Annotated in this window: 14 protein-coding genes; 4 read left to right on the forward strand and 10 right to left on the reverse strand. The window is 73.4% G+C overall.

Annotated elements, in window-relative coordinates; translation table 11 throughout:
- Positions 1–461: 461 nt before the first annotated feature.
- From proC to ACFWBF_RS30330, 5 genes are all read right to left on the reverse strand, one after another.
- A complete protein-coding gene (proC, locus tag ACFWBF_RS30310; protein ID WP_385607508.1) occupies positions 462–1,271 on the reverse strand; it encodes a pyrroline-5-carboxylate reductase in 810 nt (269 codons plus the stop codon).
- Positions 1,272–1,389: 118 nt separating this feature from the next.
- On the reverse strand, positions 1,390–2,127 hold the full coding sequence (locus ACFWBF_RS30315) for an ABC transporter permease (protein WP_385607510.1): 738 nt from the start codon (positions 2,125–2,127) through the stop codon (positions 1,390–1,392).
- On the reverse strand, positions 2,124–2,942 hold the full coding sequence (locus ACFWBF_RS30320; protein ID WP_385607512.1) for an ABC transporter ATP-binding protein: 819 nt from the start codon (positions 2,940–2,942) through the stop codon (positions 2,124–2,126). The genes ACFWBF_RS30315 and ACFWBF_RS30320 overlap by 4 nt, the downstream gene beginning before the upstream one ends.
- A gap of 71 nt (positions 2,943–3,013) precedes the next feature.
- The gene (locus ACFWBF_RS30325; RefSeq protein ID WP_385607514.1) at positions 3,014–3,571 is read right to left on the reverse strand and encodes a hypothetical protein; all 558 of its coding nucleotides are present in this window, start codon (positions 3,569–3,571) and stop codon (positions 3,014–3,016) included.
- Positions 3,572–3,617: 46 nt separating this feature from the next.
- On the reverse strand, positions 3,618–3,920 hold the full coding sequence (locus ACFWBF_RS30330) for a peptidase (protein ID WP_385607516.1): 303 nt from the start codon (positions 3,918–3,920) through the stop codon (positions 3,618–3,620).
- A gap of 106 nt (positions 3,921–4,026) precedes the next feature.
- Here ACFWBF_RS30330 and ACFWBF_RS30335 point away from each other — a divergent pair, with 106 nt between their 5' ends.
- A complete protein-coding gene (locus ACFWBF_RS30335) occupies positions 4,027–6,168 on the forward strand; it encodes a serine/threonine-protein kinase (RefSeq protein WP_385607517.1) in 2,142 nt (713 codons plus the stop codon).
- Between the two features lie 154 nt (positions 6,169–6,322).
- Here ACFWBF_RS30335 and ilvD read toward each other — a convergent pair whose 3' ends face one another.
- The 4 genes from ilvD to ACFWBF_RS30355 all read right to left on the reverse strand — a co-directional run bounded on the left by ilvD (position 6,323) and on the right by ACFWBF_RS30355 (position 10,793).
- The gene (gene ilvD, locus ACFWBF_RS30340; protein WP_385607519.1) at positions 6,323–8,176 is read right to left on the reverse strand and encodes a dihydroxy-acid dehydratase; all 1,854 of its coding nucleotides are present in this window, start codon (positions 8,174–8,176) and stop codon (positions 6,323–6,325) included.
- A gap of 134 nt (positions 8,177–8,310) precedes the next feature.
- A complete protein-coding gene (locus ACFWBF_RS30345) occupies positions 8,311–8,931 on the reverse strand; it encodes a TetR family transcriptional regulator (RefSeq protein ID WP_385607521.1) in 621 nt (206 codons plus the stop codon).
- Positions 8,928–9,758 (reverse strand): sugar phosphate isomerase/epimerase family protein, encoded by an 831-nt coding sequence (locus ACFWBF_RS30350; RefSeq protein WP_385607523.1) that lies wholly within the window; start codon positions 9,756–9,758, stop codon positions 8,928–8,930. Before ACFWBF_RS30350 ends, ACFWBF_RS30345 begins: the two co-directional genes overlap by 4 nt.
- An 87-nt stretch (positions 9,759–9,845) precedes the next feature.
- Entirely contained in the window at positions 9,846–10,793 is a 948-nt protein-coding gene (locus ACFWBF_RS30355; protein ID WP_385607525.1) for a Ppx/GppA family phosphatase, read from the reverse strand.
- A 63-nt stretch (positions 10,794–10,856) separates the two neighbouring features.
- Here ACFWBF_RS30355 and ACFWBF_RS30360 point away from each other — a divergent pair, with 63 nt between their 5' ends.
- Positions 10,857–11,678: a hypothetical protein gene (locus ACFWBF_RS30360; RefSeq protein WP_385607527.1), complete on the forward strand. Its 822-nt coding sequence runs from the start codon at positions 10,857–10,859 to the stop codon at positions 11,676–11,678.
- 23 nt (positions 11,679–11,701) lie between these two features.
- On the opposite strand, the gene ACFWBF_RS30365 is transcribed toward ACFWBF_RS30360, so the two are convergent.
- Complete coding sequence (locus ACFWBF_RS30365) at positions 11,702–13,453, reverse strand: hypothetical protein (RefSeq protein ID WP_385607529.1); 1,752 nt, start codon at positions 13,451–13,453, stop codon at positions 11,702–11,704.
- 160 nt (positions 13,454–13,613) lie between these two features.
- Between ACFWBF_RS30365 and radA the strand changes: the two genes are divergently transcribed.
- Both radA and disA read left to right on the forward strand, forming a co-directional pair.
- Positions 13,614–15,029 carry a DNA repair protein RadA gene (gene radA / locus ACFWBF_RS30370; protein WP_385607531.1) on the forward strand — a complete coding sequence of 472 codons (1,416 nt, stop codon included), beginning with the start codon at positions 13,614–13,616 and terminating at the stop codon, positions 15,027–15,029.
- 138 nt (positions 15,030–15,167) lie between these two features.
- The gene (gene disA, locus ACFWBF_RS30375) at positions 15,168–16,292 is read left to right on the forward strand and encodes a DNA integrity scanning diadenylate cyclase DisA (protein WP_385607533.1); all 1,125 of its coding nucleotides are present in this window, start codon (positions 15,168–15,170) and stop codon (positions 16,290–16,292) included.
- The last annotated feature ends 95 nt before the right edge of the window (positions 16,293–16,387 follow it).

Raw genomic sequence — 16,387 nt, forward strand, 5'->3', positions numbered from 1 at the left:
CCGACTCTATCAGACTCTTTCGTGTCCGATTCCCGGTCGAAGCGGGTTTCGCTTTCCAGTTCCTGCGCTTTCGCGCTTTCCCTTTCCGGCGAGTCCGACTCTATCAGAACCTTTCGGGCCTGACTCCCAGTCAACGGGATTTGCCGTTCGGGCTGTTGGGCCCTTGCGGCGAGTGAGACAGTAGCGGATTCCTTGCCCCCGAACCTAATCGGCGGCTGCGTCGTTGAACGCGGATTCCTCATTCGCAAATACGCATGAAAACGAGACGACGAAGTGCGTCGTTCGTTCGAATGTGTGTAGTGCGGGATGGCTGTCCGGGGACCGACCGGGGTCGGCGCTCACTTCGGACAACTCGAAGAACCTTACGGATGCCGCACGCATGTGTCAACCCATGGCCGGGCGTCACCCGTACGAAGAAGGGCCCCGCTCGCGCGGGGCCCCGTATCTCCGCGGTCGCGGTGTCAGCTGTTGCCGGAGGCGAGCTCGCGGCTGCGGTCGCGGGCGGCTTCGAGAGCGGCGATCAGGGCTGCCCGTACGCCGTGCTTCTCCAGCTCGACGATCGCGTTGATCGTCGTGCCGGCCGGGGAGGTGACGGCCTCGCGGAGCTTCACCGGGTGCTCGCCGCTGTCGCGGAGCATGACGGCGGCGCCGATGGCGGCCTGGACGATGAGGTCGTGGGCCTGGGCCCGGGGCAGGCCCAGCAGGATGCCGGCGTCGGTCATCGCCTCGACGAGGAAGTAGAAGTACGCGGGCCCGGAGCCGGAGAGCGCGGTGGCCGCGTCCTGCTGGGACTCGGGGACGCGCAGGGTCTTGCCGACTCCCCCGAAGATCTCCTCGGTGTGCCGCAGGTGCGCGGCCGTGGCGTGGCTGCCGGCGGAGATGACGGACATGGCCTCGTCCACGAGGGCGGGGGTGTTCGTCATGACGCGCACGACCGGGGTCCCGGGGGCGAGGCGTTCCTCGAAGAACGAGGTGGGGATTCCGGCGGCGCCGCTGATGACCAGGCGGTCGGCGGGGACGTGCGCGGCGAGCTCCTCCAGGAGCTTGCCCATGTCCTGCGGCTTCACGGTGAGGATGAGGGTGTCTGCCCGCTTGGCGGCTTCGGCGTTGCTGACGCACTCCACGCCGTAGCGGGCGACCAGCTCTTCGGCGCGCTCCGGGCGGCGGGCGGTGACGAGGAGCTTGGAGGCGGGCCAGCCGCCGCGGATCATCCCGCTGAGCAGGGCCTCGCCGATCTTGCCGGTACCGAGGACTGCGACTGTCTGGGTCATGCCCGATTCACCTCGCCGAACTTCTCTTGCACGCGTGCGTGCTGTGGATACCTCCTCATCCTTGCACTCGCGCAGGTGGCGGCGGGGCGGGTGTCCGCACTGCGGTCAGGGGGTGCGGTCAGGGAGTGCGGCGGCGCAGGGTGGCGGCGCCGAGGGCCAGTACGAGCAGGGCGCAGCCGGCGACGATGACGGCGTCGCGGATGAAGTCGGCGGTCATGTCGGTGTGGGTGAGGACCTGGGTCATGCCGTCGACGGCGTAGGACATGGGCAGGACGTCGGAGAGCCCTTCGAGGACCGGCTGCATGGTGTCGCGCGCGGCGAAGAGGCCGCAGAGCAGCAGCTGGGGGAAGATCACCGCCGGCATGAACTGGACGGCCTGGAATTCGGAGGCCGCGAACGCCGAGACGAAGAGGCCGAGCGCGGTGCCGAGGAGTGCGTCGAGCAGGGCTACGAGCAGCAGCAGCCACGGGGAGCCGACGACGTCGAGGCCGAGGACCCAGAGGGCGACGCCGGTGGCGAGCAGGGACTGGACGACGGCCATGGCGCCGAAGGCGAGGGCGTAGCCGGCGATGAGGTCGCCCTTGCCCAGCGGCATGGCGAGGAGGCGTTCGAGGGTGCCGGAGGTGCGTTCGCGCAGGGTCGCGATGGAGGTGATGAGGAACATCGTGATCAGCGGGAAGATGCCGAGGAGGCTGGCGCCGATGCTGTCGAAGGTGCGGGGGGTGCCGTCGAAGACGTAGCGGAGCAGGACCAGCATCAGTACGGGGACCAGCAGCATCAGCGCGATGGAGCGCGGGTCGTGGCGGAGCTGGCGCAGGACGCGGGCCGCGGTGGCGGTGGTGCGGGCGGTCGTCATCGGACTTCGGTCTCCTGGGTCGTGCGGGACTGCGTGCGGGCGGCGGCGTCGGCCTCGTCGACGAGGCGGAGGAAGCCCTCCTCGACGGTGGCGGAGCCGGTCCGGGTGCGCAGGGCGTCGGGGGTGTCCTGGGCGAGGATCCGGCCCTCGCGCATGAGGAGGAGGTCGTGGCAGCGCTCGGCCTCGTCCATGACGTGCGAGGAGACGAGGAGGGTGGCGCCGCGGGTGGCGGCGATGTCGTGGAAGAGGTTCCAGAGATCGCGGCGCAGGACGGGGTCGAGTCCGACGGTGGGTTCGTCGAGGACGAGGAGCTCGGGGGTGCCGAGGAGTGCGACGGCGAGGGAGACGCGGCTGCGCTGGCCGCCGGAGAGGTGGCCGGCGAGGGCGGTGGCGTGGCTGGTGAGGTCGACGTCGGCGATGGCGCGGGTGACGGTCGCGTGGCGGCGTTCGGCGGCGGCGCGGCCGGGGTCGAGGATCGCGGCGAAGTAGTCGAGGTTCTGGCGGACCGTGAGGTCGTCGTAGACGGAGGGCGCCTGGGTGACGTAGCCGATGCGGTGGCGGAGCTCGGGGTGGCCGGCGGGGCGGCCGAGGACGTCGAGGGTGCCGGTGACGTTGGCTTGCGTGCCGACGATGGCGCGCATGAGGGTGGATTTTCCGCAGCCGGAGGGGCCGAGGAGGCCGGTGATGCGGCCGCGGGGGACGTCGAAGCCGATGCCGTCGATGACGGTGCGGGGGGCGCGGCCGGTGCCGCGGCGGACGGTGAGGCCGTGCGCGTGCACGGCGGGAGCCGGACGTTCGGGCCGGTTATTCATCATGTGATGAATAATGCTCCTGGCTGTGCCGGGGCGTCAATCGGCCGGACGGATGCGGCTTGGGCTCGCAGCCCTTACTTCTTGCGCTTGGGGCGGCGGGCCGCCGGGTTGCCGGTGCGGGAGCTGCGGCGGCGGGCGAACTCGGCCGTCGCGCGCTCGTACTCGGTGCGCCGCAGCTTCTCGCCGGGCGCCTCGACGAAGCAGCGCAGGAAGTACGCGATGAGGCTGCCGATGAAACCAATCGCCTTGAGGCCCTTGAGCGCGGCCTCGTCGGAGGACGGGGCCGGGCGGCGGGTGAAGGAATCCCACGTCTTGGCGAAGGCGATGGAGCTGGCGATCGCGAAGAGGATGACCACGGACAGGCTGAGGAACGTACCGACGTTCCCGATTTCCAGGCCCTCGTAGGAGAGGCGCAGGAGGAGCGCGGCCGCGACGGCGGTGAGCAGCGCGCCGACGGCGACGCCCGCACGGCGCAGGGCGTAGCCCCCGTCGTGGTTCACCCAGGTGGTGTCGAAGAACCGGATCGGCTCGGGCTCCGGGCCGGCGGAGGCGGGCGCGGCGGGCGGGGCCTGGGCGGGGGCCGGGGCCTGGGCCGGCTCGGCGGGGGTCTGGTCTCGCTGGTCGTCGCTCACACCAGCGATTATCCCCCGCCGGGGGCCGGCTGGTCAGGGCCGAAGGTCAGGCGCAGTGCGTGGCGACGTAGCCGTCACTGCCGGTCTTCACGTACGCGTCGGCGACGAACTGGCCGTTGCCGATGCAGTCCCAGATGTCCGAGGTGCCGTACGGGCCCGAGACGGTCGTGCCGGAGCACTGGCAGCGGATCCCGACGGTCGCACCGAGCGGCAGGACGTCGACGACGGAGTAGTTGGTCCCCGGCCCGCTGCGGACGTTCACCCGGTAGCCGGGCGCGACCGGATACCGCGGGAATCCGGAGGCCTCGGCAAGGCTCTGTACTTGGCTTGAATCGTTCTCAAGCGACATGTGGAAACTCCCCCCTTGGGTGTCACTCTGCGCAACTCGCGCAGGGTAGCAGGACCTTGGATATTCCTACGGGCCATCGACTAGGCTCCGGCGGGGGTGGTGAGCGGTGCATTCGCTGCGCGCGGACTACGTGGGATTTCCGGAATACGCCGGGCAGTACCGGCTCGAGTCCGTACTCGGCTCCGGCGGCATGGGCGTCGTCCACCTGGCCACCTCCGGCTCGGGGCTGAAACTCGCCGTCAAGATCGTGCATCCCGAGCACGCGGTCGACCCGGAGTTCCGGGCCCGCTTCCGGCAGGAGGTCACCGCCGCCCGGCGGGTGAGCGGGGCCTTCACCGCGCCCGTCGTGGACGCGGACCCCGATGCCGAGCGGCCGTGGATGGCCACGCTGTTCATCGACGCCCCGACGCTCGCCGAGCGCGTACGGGAGCGCGTGCTCGACCCGGTCGAGCTGGCGCGGCTCGCCGCCGGGCTGGCGGAGGCGCTGCGGGACATCCACCGGGCGGGCGTGGTGCACCGGGACCTGAAGCCCAGCAACGTACTGATGGCCACGGACGGGGTGCGGGTCATCGACTTCGGCATCTCGCGGCCGGCCGACAGCGATCTGCGGACCGAGACCGGGAAGCTGATCGGGACCCCGCCGTTCATGGCCCCGGAGCAGTTCCAACGGCCCCGGGAGGTGGGCACCGCCGCCGATGTCTTCGCCCTCGGAGCGGTGCTGGTGCACGCGGCGACCGGGCAGGGGCCCTTCGACTCCGACAGCCACTACCTCGTGGCGTACCAGGTGGTGCACGGCGAGCCCGATCTGACGGGACTGCCGCCGAAGCTCGCGCCGCTCGTCGCCCGCTGCCTGGCGAAGGACCCGGCAGAGCGGCCCACGGCCGACGCGCTGATCGGGGAGATGCGGGCACTCGCGTACCCGACCGGCGAGGACACCCAGGCCTTCATCCCCCGGCCGAGGCGGCCGGCGGGCGGCGCGGACCCGGGCCGCGACGAGGTGACGCACCTGCGGGCCCGGCTCGCCGCGGCGGCGTCGGCCGCGCGGCGGCCGCGGCGGGCCCGGGTGGCGCTGGCCGCGGGCCTCGGGCTGCTGCTCACGGCCGGGGCGGCCGGCGGGTACGTCTGGTCCGCGTCGGGAGACGAGCCGTCGGGCCCGGTCACCACGCGGGAGCTGCCCGGGCCCGGCCCGAAACCCTTCACCCCCTGGACGGCCCCCCTGGGCGAGCGGAACGCGGCCTGCTCCTGGGAGGCCGCGGCGCTGTACTGCGCCGGGCCGGGGCTGACCGCGGCCCGGCTCGACCCGGCGGACGGCTCGGTGCTGTGGTCCGTACGGGCCTCCGCGCCGGCCTCGCGCCCGGCGGCCGACGGCGCTCCCCTCGGCGCGGGCGGGCTGGTCCTCGCGGTGGCTCCGGGCAGCGAGCTGCTCCAGGCGCTGGACCCGGCCACGGGCACCGAGCGCTGGCACCACGGTCTGCCGCGGGGCGCGCACGTGGTGCCGGCCGGGGGCCAGGCGCTGGTCGCGGGGCCGGACGGGGGCGTCACCGCGCTGGACGCGGCGAGCGGGGCGGTGCGCTGGACGAAGCAGCTCGGCGGGGTCGGCTCGGTGTGGTGGGGCGGGCCGCAGGGCGGGCAGCCGGAGCCGGGGCAGTCGGCGACGGTGTACGTGGCGACCCCCGAGGCGGGCGGCAAGGCCACGCAGCTCTCGGCGGTGGACCCGATGAGCGGGGCGGTGCGCTGGCAGGCCCGGCCGGCGGGGCGGCTGCGGCCGGTGGGGGTCGCGCGCGGCGCGGTGTTCCTGCTGGACCGGGACGCGGACGCGCGCAGCGGCGCGGTCGTGCGGGTGGACCTGGCGACGCACGCGGCGGAGCGGGTGCGGCTGTCGGCGCCGCTGTACGAGGCCGAGGCGACGGTCGGCCCGGACGGGGTGACGTACGTCTTCGGTACGACGGGTGCGCTGGCGGCGGTGGGCCCGGCCAAGGAGGAGTGGCGGCTGGAGACGGGCGTGTCGGTGGCCTCCCGGCCGGTGTTCGCCGACGGGCGGGTGTACCTGGCGGCGGCGGACGGCAGGCTGCTGGCCGTCGACGCGGCCGCGGGGCGGCTGGCCGGGCAGACGAAGCCGCGGATGGGCGGGCGCGACACCTTCGCGGCGACCCTGCCGGCGCCGGTGGCCGCGCCCGGCCGTGTCTTCGCGTCGGCCCCCGACGGCTCGGTCTTCGCCGTGGCCGGCGCCGACCCCGCGGGGTGGTGACCCGGGCTCCGCCCCGGACCCCGCGCCTCAAACGCCGGCGAGGCTGGACTGGGGCTGATGCCGCCTGTCCAGCCCCGCGGGGGGAGTCACGACCCGCACGCCGGCGGGGCTGGACCGTGGCTGATGCCACCTGTCCAGCCCCGCACGGGGGGGGTCAGCCGCCCAGGAGGCTGACGTCGCGGACCGCGCCCTTGTCGGCGCTGGTGGCCATCGCCGCGTAGGCACGCAGGGCCGCGGAGACCTTGCGCTCGCGGTTCTTCGGGGCGTAGACGCCGCCCAGGGCCTCGCGGCGGGCCGCCAGGGTTTCGTCGTCGACCAGCAGCTCGATCGAGCGGTTCGGGATGTCGATGCGGATCCGGTCGCCGTCCTCGACCAGGGCGATCGCGCCGCCCGAGGCCGCCTCCGGGGATGCGTGGCCGATGGACAGGCCCGAAGTACCGCCGGAGAAGCGGCCGTCCGTGACCAGCGCGCAGGCCTTGCCGAGGCCGCGGCCCTTGAGGAAGGAGGTCGGGTAGAGCATCTCCTGCATGCCGGGGCCGCCGCGCGGGCCCTCGTAGCGGATGACGACGACGTCGCCCTCCTTGATCTGCTTGGTCAGGATCTTGTCGACGGCCTCGTCCTGCGACTCGCAGACGACGGCCGGACCCTCGAAGGTCCAGATCGACTCGTCGACACCGGCCGTCTTGACCACGCACCCGTCGACGGCGATGTTGCCGCGCAGGACGGCGAGGCCGCCGTCCTTGGAGTACGCGTGCTGCACGGACCGGATGCAGCCGCCCTCCGCGTCGAGGTCGAGGGTGCTCCAGCGCTCGGACTGGGAGAAGGCGGTCGCGGAGCGCTTGCAGCCGGGAGCGGCGTGCCACAGCTCCATGGCCTCCTCGCCCGCCGTGCCGGAGCGGGCGTCCCACTTCGCGAGCCAGTCCTCCAGGCCCTCGGAGTGCACGGTGGTGACGTCCTTGTTGAGGAGGCCGCCGCGGTGCAGCTCACCGAGGATGGCGGGGATGCCGCCGGCGCGGTGGATGTCCTCCATGTAGTACGTGCCGCCGGGCGCCACGTTCGGGGCGACCTTGGACAGGCACGGGACCCGGCGCGATACGGCGTCGATGTCGGTGAGGTCGTAGTCGAGGCCCGCCTCCTGCGCCGCGGCCAGCAGGTGCAGGATCGTGTTGGTCGAGCCGCCCATGGCGATGTCGAGGGCCATGGCGTTCTCGAAGGCCTCGCGGGTGGCGATGTTGCGCGGCAGAACGGACTCGTCGCCGTCCTCGTAGTACCGCTTGGTGATCTCCACGACGGTCCGGCCGGCGTCCTCGTACAGGGCGCGGCGGGCGGTGTGCGTCGCGAGGACCGAGCCGTTGCCGGGGAGGGCGAGGCCGATGGCCTCGGCGAGGCAGTTCATCGAGTTGGCGGTGAACATGCCCGAACACGACCCACAGGTCGGACAGGCGTTCTCCTCGATCCGCAGGACGTCCTCGTCGGAGATGTTCTCGTTGGAGGCGTCGACCATGGCATCGATCAGGTCGAGCTTGCGGACGGTGCCGTCGACCAGGATGGCCTGGCCGGCCTCCATCGGTCCGCCGGACACGAAGACGACCGGGATGTTGAGGCGCATCGCGGCCATCAGCATGCCCGGGGTGATCTTGTCGCAGTTGGAGATGCAGATCAGCGCGTCGGCGCAGTGCGCCTCGACCATGTACTCCACGGAGTCGGCGATCAGGTCGCGCGAGGGCAGGGAGTACAGCATCCCGCCGTGCCCCATCGCGATGCCGTCGTCCACCGCGATCGTGTTGAACTCGCGCGGGATCGCGCCCGCGGCGCGGATGGCGTCGGAGACGATCCGGCCGACCGGGGCGAGGTGGGTGTGCCCGGGGACGAACTCGGTGAAGGAGTTGGCGACCGCGATGATCGGCTTGCCGATGTCCTCGCTCGCTACGCCCGACGCGCGCATAAGGGCGCGTGCGCCCGCCATGTTGCGGCCGTGGGTGACGGTGCGGGACCTCAGCTCAGGCATGCGGTTTCACTCCCCATGAGTGCGGCTGTACGAGACCGCCGCGACTGTGGATATGGCTCGGTTACGAGGCTACGCCCACCGCCCGCGATCCGGACGCCATGTCCGGATGGCGGGACGGGCGGCTCAGCCCTCGATCACCCTTCGGTCAGGTAGCGCTGGAGGGTCGGGGCCACCAGGGCCACGATGTCCTCCGCGTCGGCGGACGCGAGGGGCTCGACCTGCACGACGTAGCGCAGCAGCGCGATGCCGATCATGTGCGAGGCGGCGAGCTCGGCCCGGAAGGTGGGGTCGGGGACGTCGAGGTCGGCGGCGACGCGCTCCAGGACCCGGCGCAGGATGAGCCGGCGCAACACCTTCGCGGCGGCCTCGTGGGTGAGCGCGGACCGGATCACGGCGAGCAGCGGGGCCCGGGTGACGGGGTTCTCCCAGATCTCCAGGAAGTAGCGGGCGAGGCGCTCCCCGATCCCTGCCGGGCCCTCGCCGATGATCGCCGGGACCACGAGCGCCGGCTCGATGCTCAGCTCGATGGCGGCGGCGAACAGGTCGTCCTTCGTCCCGAAGTAGTGGTGCACCAGGGCCGGGTCCACGCCCGCCGTCTTGGCGATCCCGCGTACGGAGGTCTTGTCGTACCCGCGCGCGGCGAACTCCGAACGGGCCGCGAGGCGGATCCGCTCCTGGGTGCCCGGGCCGTCGTCGGCCTCGTCCTGGCGGGGGCGGCCGGGGCCGCGGCGGGGGCGCTGCGCGGGGGTGGTCACGGGCGGGGCGCCGGGGCCGCGGCCGGGCTCGTGGCCAGGTGGAGGCGGGTGAAGGCCAGCGCCTCGGCGAGATCGGCCTCGCGCTCGGCGGAGGACATCGCGCGCCGGGTGTTGACCTCGATGACCACGTGCCCGTCGAAGGACGTACGGGCGAGGCGCTCCAACAGCTCCGCGCAGGGCTGGGTGCCGCGCCCCGGGACGAGGTGCTCGTCCTTCGCGGAACCGTTTCCGTCGGCGAGGTGGACGTGGGCGAGCCGGTCGCCCATCCGGTCGATCATCGCGGTGGCGTCGGTGCGGGCGGTCGCCGTGTGCGAGAGGTCGACGGTGAAGTGCCGGTAGTCGTCCTTCGTCACGTCCCACTCGGGCGCGTACGCGAGCATCTCGCGGTCGCGGTACCGCCACGGGTACATGTTCTCGACGGCGAACCGGACGTCCGTCTCGTCGGCCATCCGCCAGATGCCGGTGACGAAGTCACGCGAGTACTGCCGCTGCCACCGGAACGGCGGGTGCACGACGACGGCGCTCGCCCCGAGCCGCTCGGCCGCCGACTGGGCGCGCTGCAGCTTGGTCCAGGGGTCGGTGGACCACACGCGCTGGGTGATGAGGAGGCAGGGGGCGTGGATCGCCAGGATCGGCACCTGGTGATCGTCGGAGAGCCGCCGCAGGGCGTCGACGTCCTGGCTGACCGGGTCCGTCCAGACCATGACCTCGACGCCGTCGTAACCGAGGCGAGCGGCGATCTCGAACGCGGTCGCCGTCGACTCCGGATACACGGAGGCGGTGGAGAGGGCGACTTTCGCATGCGGAACCCGGACTGGTTTTGCCACGGGGACAGGGTACCGATGCCCTTGCCCTGCGGGGCGGTACGGGGAGAACGTCCCCCGCCGCCGCCCCGGGGACGGGGCGGCCGGGCCTCAGGAGGAGAGCGACGCCGCCGGGGGCAGGTGGTCCAGGCGGCGCAGGATGACGCCCTCGCGCAGGGCCCAGGGGCAGATTTCGAGTTCGTCGACGCCGAAGAGGTCCATCGCGCCCTCCGCGACCAGCGCACCGGCCAGGAGCTGCGCGGCGCGGCCCTCCGAGACGCCCGGGAGGGCGGCCCGCTGGGAGGCCGTCATCGCCGCCAGCCGCGGGACCCACTCCTCCAGGGACTTGCGGGTCAGGTCCCGCTGGACGTACAGGCCGTCCGCCGAGCGGGCCGCGCCCGCGATGCGGGCCAGTTGCTTGAACGTCTTCGACGTCGCCACCACCCGGTCCGGCGCCCCGAAGCGGCTGAACACGCCGACCGTCCGCGCGATCTGGGCCCGCGCGTGGCGGCGCAGCGCCCGGACGTCGGAGGGGTCCGGCGGGTCGCCCTGGAGCCAGCCCGCCGTGAGGCGCCCCGCGCCGAGCGGGAGGGAGACGGCCGCGTCCGGGTCCTCGTCGATGCCGAAGGCGATCTCCAGCGAGCCGCCCCCGATGTCCAGGACCAGCAGCTTCCCCGCGGACCAGCCGAACCAGCGCCGGGCGGCCAGGAACGTCAGCCGCGCCTCGTCGTCGCCGCTCAGCACGGGGAGGTCGACACCCGTCTCGATCTTGACCCGGGCCAGTACCTCGTCCGCGTTGGTCGCCTCGCGCACCGCGCTCGTCGCGAAGGGGAGTACGTCCTCGCACCCCTTGTCCTCGGCGGCCTGCACGGCGCCGCCGATCACCGAGACGAGCCGCTCGACGCCCGTGGGCGTGACCGCGCCGTGCTCGTCGAGGAGCTCTGCCAGCCGCAGTTCCACCTTGTGCGAGTGCGCCGGCTGCGGGCGCGCACCGGGGTGCGCGTCCACCACCAGCAGATGGATCGTGTTCGAACCCACATCAAGGACACCGAGTCTCATAGGGGGAAACGCTACTGCGCAGATCGCCGGGGGGTGGAGGAAGGGGCCCTTAGGCTTGGGTTTGTGCCAAATACGAAGAAGGCCAACAAGACCCGGTCGAAGTCGAAGTCCCGGGCGGAAGCCAAGACCAAGACGGACGAGACCGGGATCGACTTCCCCAGGGCGTGGGTGGAGTTTCCCGACCCCGCCGATGACGAGCAGGTCTTCCGCTGCGACCTGACCTGGCTGACCTCCCGCTGGACCTGCATCTTCGGCAGCGGCTGCCAGGGCATCCAGCCCGGGCGGGCGGACGACGGTTGCTGCACGCTCGGCGCGCACTTCTCCGACGAGGACGACGAGAAGCGCGTCGCGGAGCACGTGGCCCGGCTGACGCCGGAGCTGTGGCAGTTCCACGACGTCGGCAGCGAGACCGGGTGGACGCAAGCCGACGACGACGGGGAGAAGCAGACCCGCCGCTGGGACGGGGCCTGCATCTTCCTGAACCGTCCCGGTTTCCCCGCCGGGGCCGGCTGCTCGCTGCACATCCTCGCCGTGCGCGAGGGCAAGGAGCCGCTGGAGACCAAGCCGGACGTGTGCTGGCAGCTGCCGATCCGGCGGACCTACGACTGGATCGACCGGCCGGACGACACCCGCGTACTGCAGGTGTCCATCGGCGAGTACGACCGGCGCGGCTGGGGCCCCGGGGGCCACGACCTGCACTGGTGGTGCACCTCGGCCACGTCCGCGCACGGCGCCGGGGCCCCGGTGTACGTGTCCTACCGCGCCGAGCTGACCGAGCTGATGGGCAAGGAGGGGTACGAGGCGCTGGTGAAGCTGTGCGAGGCGCGGCTGTCCTCGCTGCTGCCGATGGCCCCGCACCCGGCCGACCCGGTGCACCCCGCCTGACGCGGTACGCCGCGATACGGCGGCTATCCCGACGCGGACGGCCCCGGCGCCGGGTCAACCGTTCCTTCTGACCCCGTTGGGGTGGGCGTCGGCGTCTGTGACGGGGTCGGGGTCGGCGTCGGGGTCGCGGTGGGCGTGGGCTTCGGGGTGGGCGTGGGCGTCGCGGTCGGCGGCGCCGGGTCCGTGGGCGTCGGCGCCGGGCGGCCGCGGCCCCGGATGGCGACGACGGCGCCGGCCGGGTCGACCCCGACCCGGGCCGTCCACGCGCCGACGGGCTGCGCTTCGGGGTCGACGTCGATCCGTAGGGTGACCGATTCTCCGGGGGCGAGCGTGCCCGAGGTCCGGCTCGCCCGCAGCCACGGGGCGTCGGACCAGAGCCGCCAGTCCACCGGGCCGCCGCCCGACGCGCTGAGGGTGAGCACGGTGGTGGCGCCGTGGGAGGACGCGGTCACGGCGAGCCGGCCGGGGGCGCCCGGGCCCGCCCGGTCGGGCGTGGCCGGCGGACCGGTGCTGATCACCTCCACCGACACGTCGGGCGCGGCGCTGCCGGGGGCGAAGCCGGGGCCGCCGGTGATGACGGCGGCGTTGCCCGCGTTGTCGTACGCCGCCAGCGGGCGGCCGTCGGTGCGCGGCAGCGGGATCTGCGACTCGCTCGCGGAGATGCGGGCGGAGCTGCCGCCGACGGGTTCGCCCGTGTCGGGGGCGCCCCGGTAGGCCGCCCAGAGCGCCAGCACCGGGGCCGCGACGACGGTGGCGACCACGGTGGTGGTCAGCGCCCGGGTGCGCAGCCGGTCGCGGCGGGCGGCGCGGTCCTTGGGGTCCATCGGGAAGCCGTTCCGGTCGAAGCGCGGCCCGGGTCCGCGGCGCCGCCCGGAGCGGAGCATCGCGGCGTGCACGGCGGTGCGGGGCGCCGGGACCAGCGGCAGCGCGGCGGTCTCGACCCCGCCGGAGCCCGGCCAGGGCCCGCCGGCGCCGACCCGCTCGGCGACGCGGCGGCAGCGCGGGCAGTCGTCGACGTGCCGGACCAGCTCGGCGCGCAGGCTGGTGGACAGCAGCACCTGAACGTCTCCGCCGTCGCCGTCGCCGCCGGTGAGCCGGGACACGGCCGGGCAGTCGCCCGTCTCCACGACGGCGAGCGCGGCGCGGGTGCGCTCCACCTCGCAGGCGGCCCCGGTCAGCAGTTCGCGGGCGGCGGTCTGGGGGGTGCCGAGGACGGCGGCGAGTTCGGGCACGCCGAGGCGGTGGCGGACGGCCAGTTCGAGGGCCTCGCGCTGCCCGGGCGTGGTCCCGGCGGCCTCCGGCCAGGCGAGCCGGGCCAGTTCGGTCCGACGATACGCGCTGACGTCGACGGGCCGGTGGGCGCCGGGGGCCGGGGTGCCGGGGGCGGGGGTGCCGGAAACCTCCGGCGCACCCCCCGCACCCGTGCGCTCCGGCGCGCGCCGGGCGGAATGCGCCCCCTGGCGGGCGCGCCGCTGTTCGGCGAGGCGGCGCAGGCAGGCCCAGCGCGCCAGCGCGTACAGCCAGGCACGCCGGTCCGCCTCGTCGGGACACCGGCCCGGGTGCCGTTCGGTGACCGCGAGTACGTCGCCCAGCACGTCGGTGGCGGTGTCGTGGTCGCACAGGACCGAGAGGCAGTACGTGAACAGACCGTCCAGGTAAGGCTCGTGCCGGAACGGGGGCGGCTGCTCCGTCGAATGCCCCTCGCGGGGCGTGCGCCCGTGCGCCCGGTGTGCGCCGGTGCGTGATGCGGGGTGCGACTGGTTGCTGCTGTTCACCTGGCGAACCGTAGGCGGCGTGCCGCTTACGCTCTGGAAGCCTTCACCACAATTAGCCCTTACGGGTGAACAGATCGGTACCGCACTGACCGTGCCCCTGACGCCGTCCGCCACCCGGCGGAGCCCGGCCGTGTCAGTGGCTGCGGCTACGGTGGGGCGCATGGCTGCCCGAACATCTCGCTCATCCGCCAAGGACCGGCCGTCCTACCGCTGTACCGAGTGCGGGTACTCCACCGCCAAGTGGCTCGGCCGGTGCCCCGAGTGCCAGGCCTGGGGGACGGTCGAGGAGCTGGGCGGCGCGCCCGCCGTACGGACCACCGCGGCCGGGCGGGTGTCCACGCCCGCGGTCCCGATCGCGCAGGTCGACGGCCGCACCGCGACCGCGCGCAGCACCGGCGTGGACGAGCTGGACCGGGTCCTCGGCGGCGGGCTGGTCCCCGGCGCCGTCGTGCTGCTCGCGGGCGAGCCCGGAGTCGGCAAGTCGACGCTGCTGCTCGACGTCGCGGCGAAGGCGGCCAGCGACGAGCACCGCACCCTCTACGTCACCGGCGAGGAGTCGGCGAGCCAGGTGCGGCTGCGGGCCGACCGGATCAACGCGCTGAGCGACCACCTCTACCTCGCCGCCGAGACCGACCTGTCCGCCGTACTGGGCCACCTCGACGCCGTGAAGCCGTCCCTGCTGGTCCTGGACTCCGTACAGACCGTGGCCTCCCCCGAGATCGACGGCGCACCCGGCGGCATGGCCCAGGTGCGGGAGGTGGCCGGGGCGCTGATCCGCGCCTCCAAGGAGCGCGGGATGTCCACGCTGCTCGTCGGGCACGTCACCAAGGACGGGGCCATCGCCGGACCCCGGCTGCTGGAGCACCTGGTGGACGTCGTGCTCAGCTTCGAGGGAGACCGGCACGCGCGGCTGCGCCTGGTGCGCGGCATCAAGAACCGTTACGGGGCCACGGACGAGGTCGGCTGCTTCGAACTGCACGACGAGGGCATCACCGGACTCGCCGACCCGAGCGGCCTGTTCCTGACCCGGCGCGCCGAGGCGGTGCCGGGGACCTGCCTGACGGTGACCCTGGAGGGCAAGCGTCCGCTGGTCGCCGAGGTGCAGGCGCTGACGGTGGACTCGCAGATCCCCTCGCCCCGCCGGACCACCTCCGGACTGGAGACCTCACGCGTCTCGATGATGCTGGCCGTACTGGAACAGCGCGGCCGGATCACCGCGCTCGGCAAGCGCGACATCTACAGCGCGACCGTGGGCGGGGTGAAGCTGACCGAACCGGCCGCCGACCTGGCCATCGCGCTGGCCCTGGCCTCGGCCGCCAGTGACGTCCCCCTCCCGAAGAACCTCGTCGCCATCGGCGAGGTCGGGCTGGCCGGCGAGGTGCGGCGCGTGACGGGCGTACAGCGGCGGCTCGCGGAGGCGCACCGGCTGGGGTTCACGCATGCCCTGGTGCCGGTGGATCCGGGCAAGGTCCCGGCCGGCATGAAGGTCATCGAGGTCGCCGACGTGGGCGATGCGCTACGGGTCCTGCCGCGCGGCCGATCCCGTACGCCGGCCCGGGACCGGGACGCCGAGTAGCCGCTCAGCGGGCCCGTGCGGGGCCCTGTGGCGGCCGCCTCGACCAACGCTCGGCGCGGCCGCAGTGCGCGCCGGTAGACTTTGTGCTGGTCCGCCCGGCCGTACGCAGGCGGCACAACCCGCGACCGGAGGAGTGCAGTGGCAGCCAAGGACGGTGCAGCAGCATCCGGAAAGTCGGGCGCGAGCTCCAAGCAGGAAGCCATGATGCGTGCCTCGCTGAGCGCGGTCGCACCTGGTCAGCCGCTGCGTGACGGGCTGGAACGGATCGTCCGCGGCAACACCGGCGGGCTGATCGTCCTCGGCATGGACAAGTCGGTCGACGCGATGTGCACCGGCGGTTTCGTGCTGAACGTGGAGTTCACCGCGACCCGGCTGCGCGAGCTGTGCAAGCTCGACGGCGCGCTCATCCTCGACAAGGACCTCACCAAGATCCTGCGGGCCGGCGTGCAGCTGGTGCCCGACGCGTCGATCCCGACGGAGGAGACGGGCACCCGCCACCGCACGGCGGACCGGGTGTCGAAGCAGTGCGGCTTCCCCGTGGTGTCGGTGTCCCAGTCGATGCGGCTGATCGCGCTGTACGTGGACGGCGAGCGGCGCGTGCTGGAGGAGTCCGGGGCGATCCTTTCGCGGGCGAACCAGGCGCTGGCCACGCTGGAGCGGTACAAGCTGCGGCTGGACGAGGTCGCGGGCACGCTGTCGGCGCTGGAGATCGAGGACCTGGTGACGGTCCGCGATGTGACGGCGGTCGCGCAGCGGCTGGAAATGGTCCGCCGGATCGCGACCGAGATCGCCGAGTACGTGGTCGAACTGGGCACGGACGGGCGACTGCTGTCGCTCCAGCTGGACGAGCTGACGGTCGGCATCGAGCAGGAGCGGGAGCTGGTCATCCGGGATTACGTCCCGGAGCCGACGGCGAAGCGTTCCCGCACGGTGGACGAGGCGCTGGCGGAACTGGACGCGCTGACGCATCCGGAGCTGCTGGAGCTGGCGATCGTGGCGAAGGCGCTGGGCTACACGGGCTCGCCGGAGACCCTGGACTCGGCGGTGTCCCCCCGGGGGTACCGCCTGCTGGCGAAGATTCCGCGGCTGCCGGGGGCGATCATCGAGCGGCTGGTGGAGCACTTCGGGGGTTTGCAGAAGCTGCTGGCGGCGTCGGTGGACGACCTCCAGACGGTCGACGGCGTCGGCGAGGCGCGTGCGCGCAGCGTCCGCGAGGGCCTGTCCCGCCTGGCGGAATCCTCGATCCTCGAGCGGTACGTCTAGCCCGCGCAGCCGCTACCGGGGCTCCGCCCCGCACCCCGAGCCTCAAACGTCGGCGAGGCTGGATCTGGGCGGAGTCCCCGGCAGTGCCGCCGCGG

This window comes from Streptomyces sp. NPDC060028, from assembly GCF_042736725.1.
Lineage (GTDB): Bacteria > Actinomycetota > Actinomycetes > Streptomycetales > Streptomycetaceae > Streptomyces.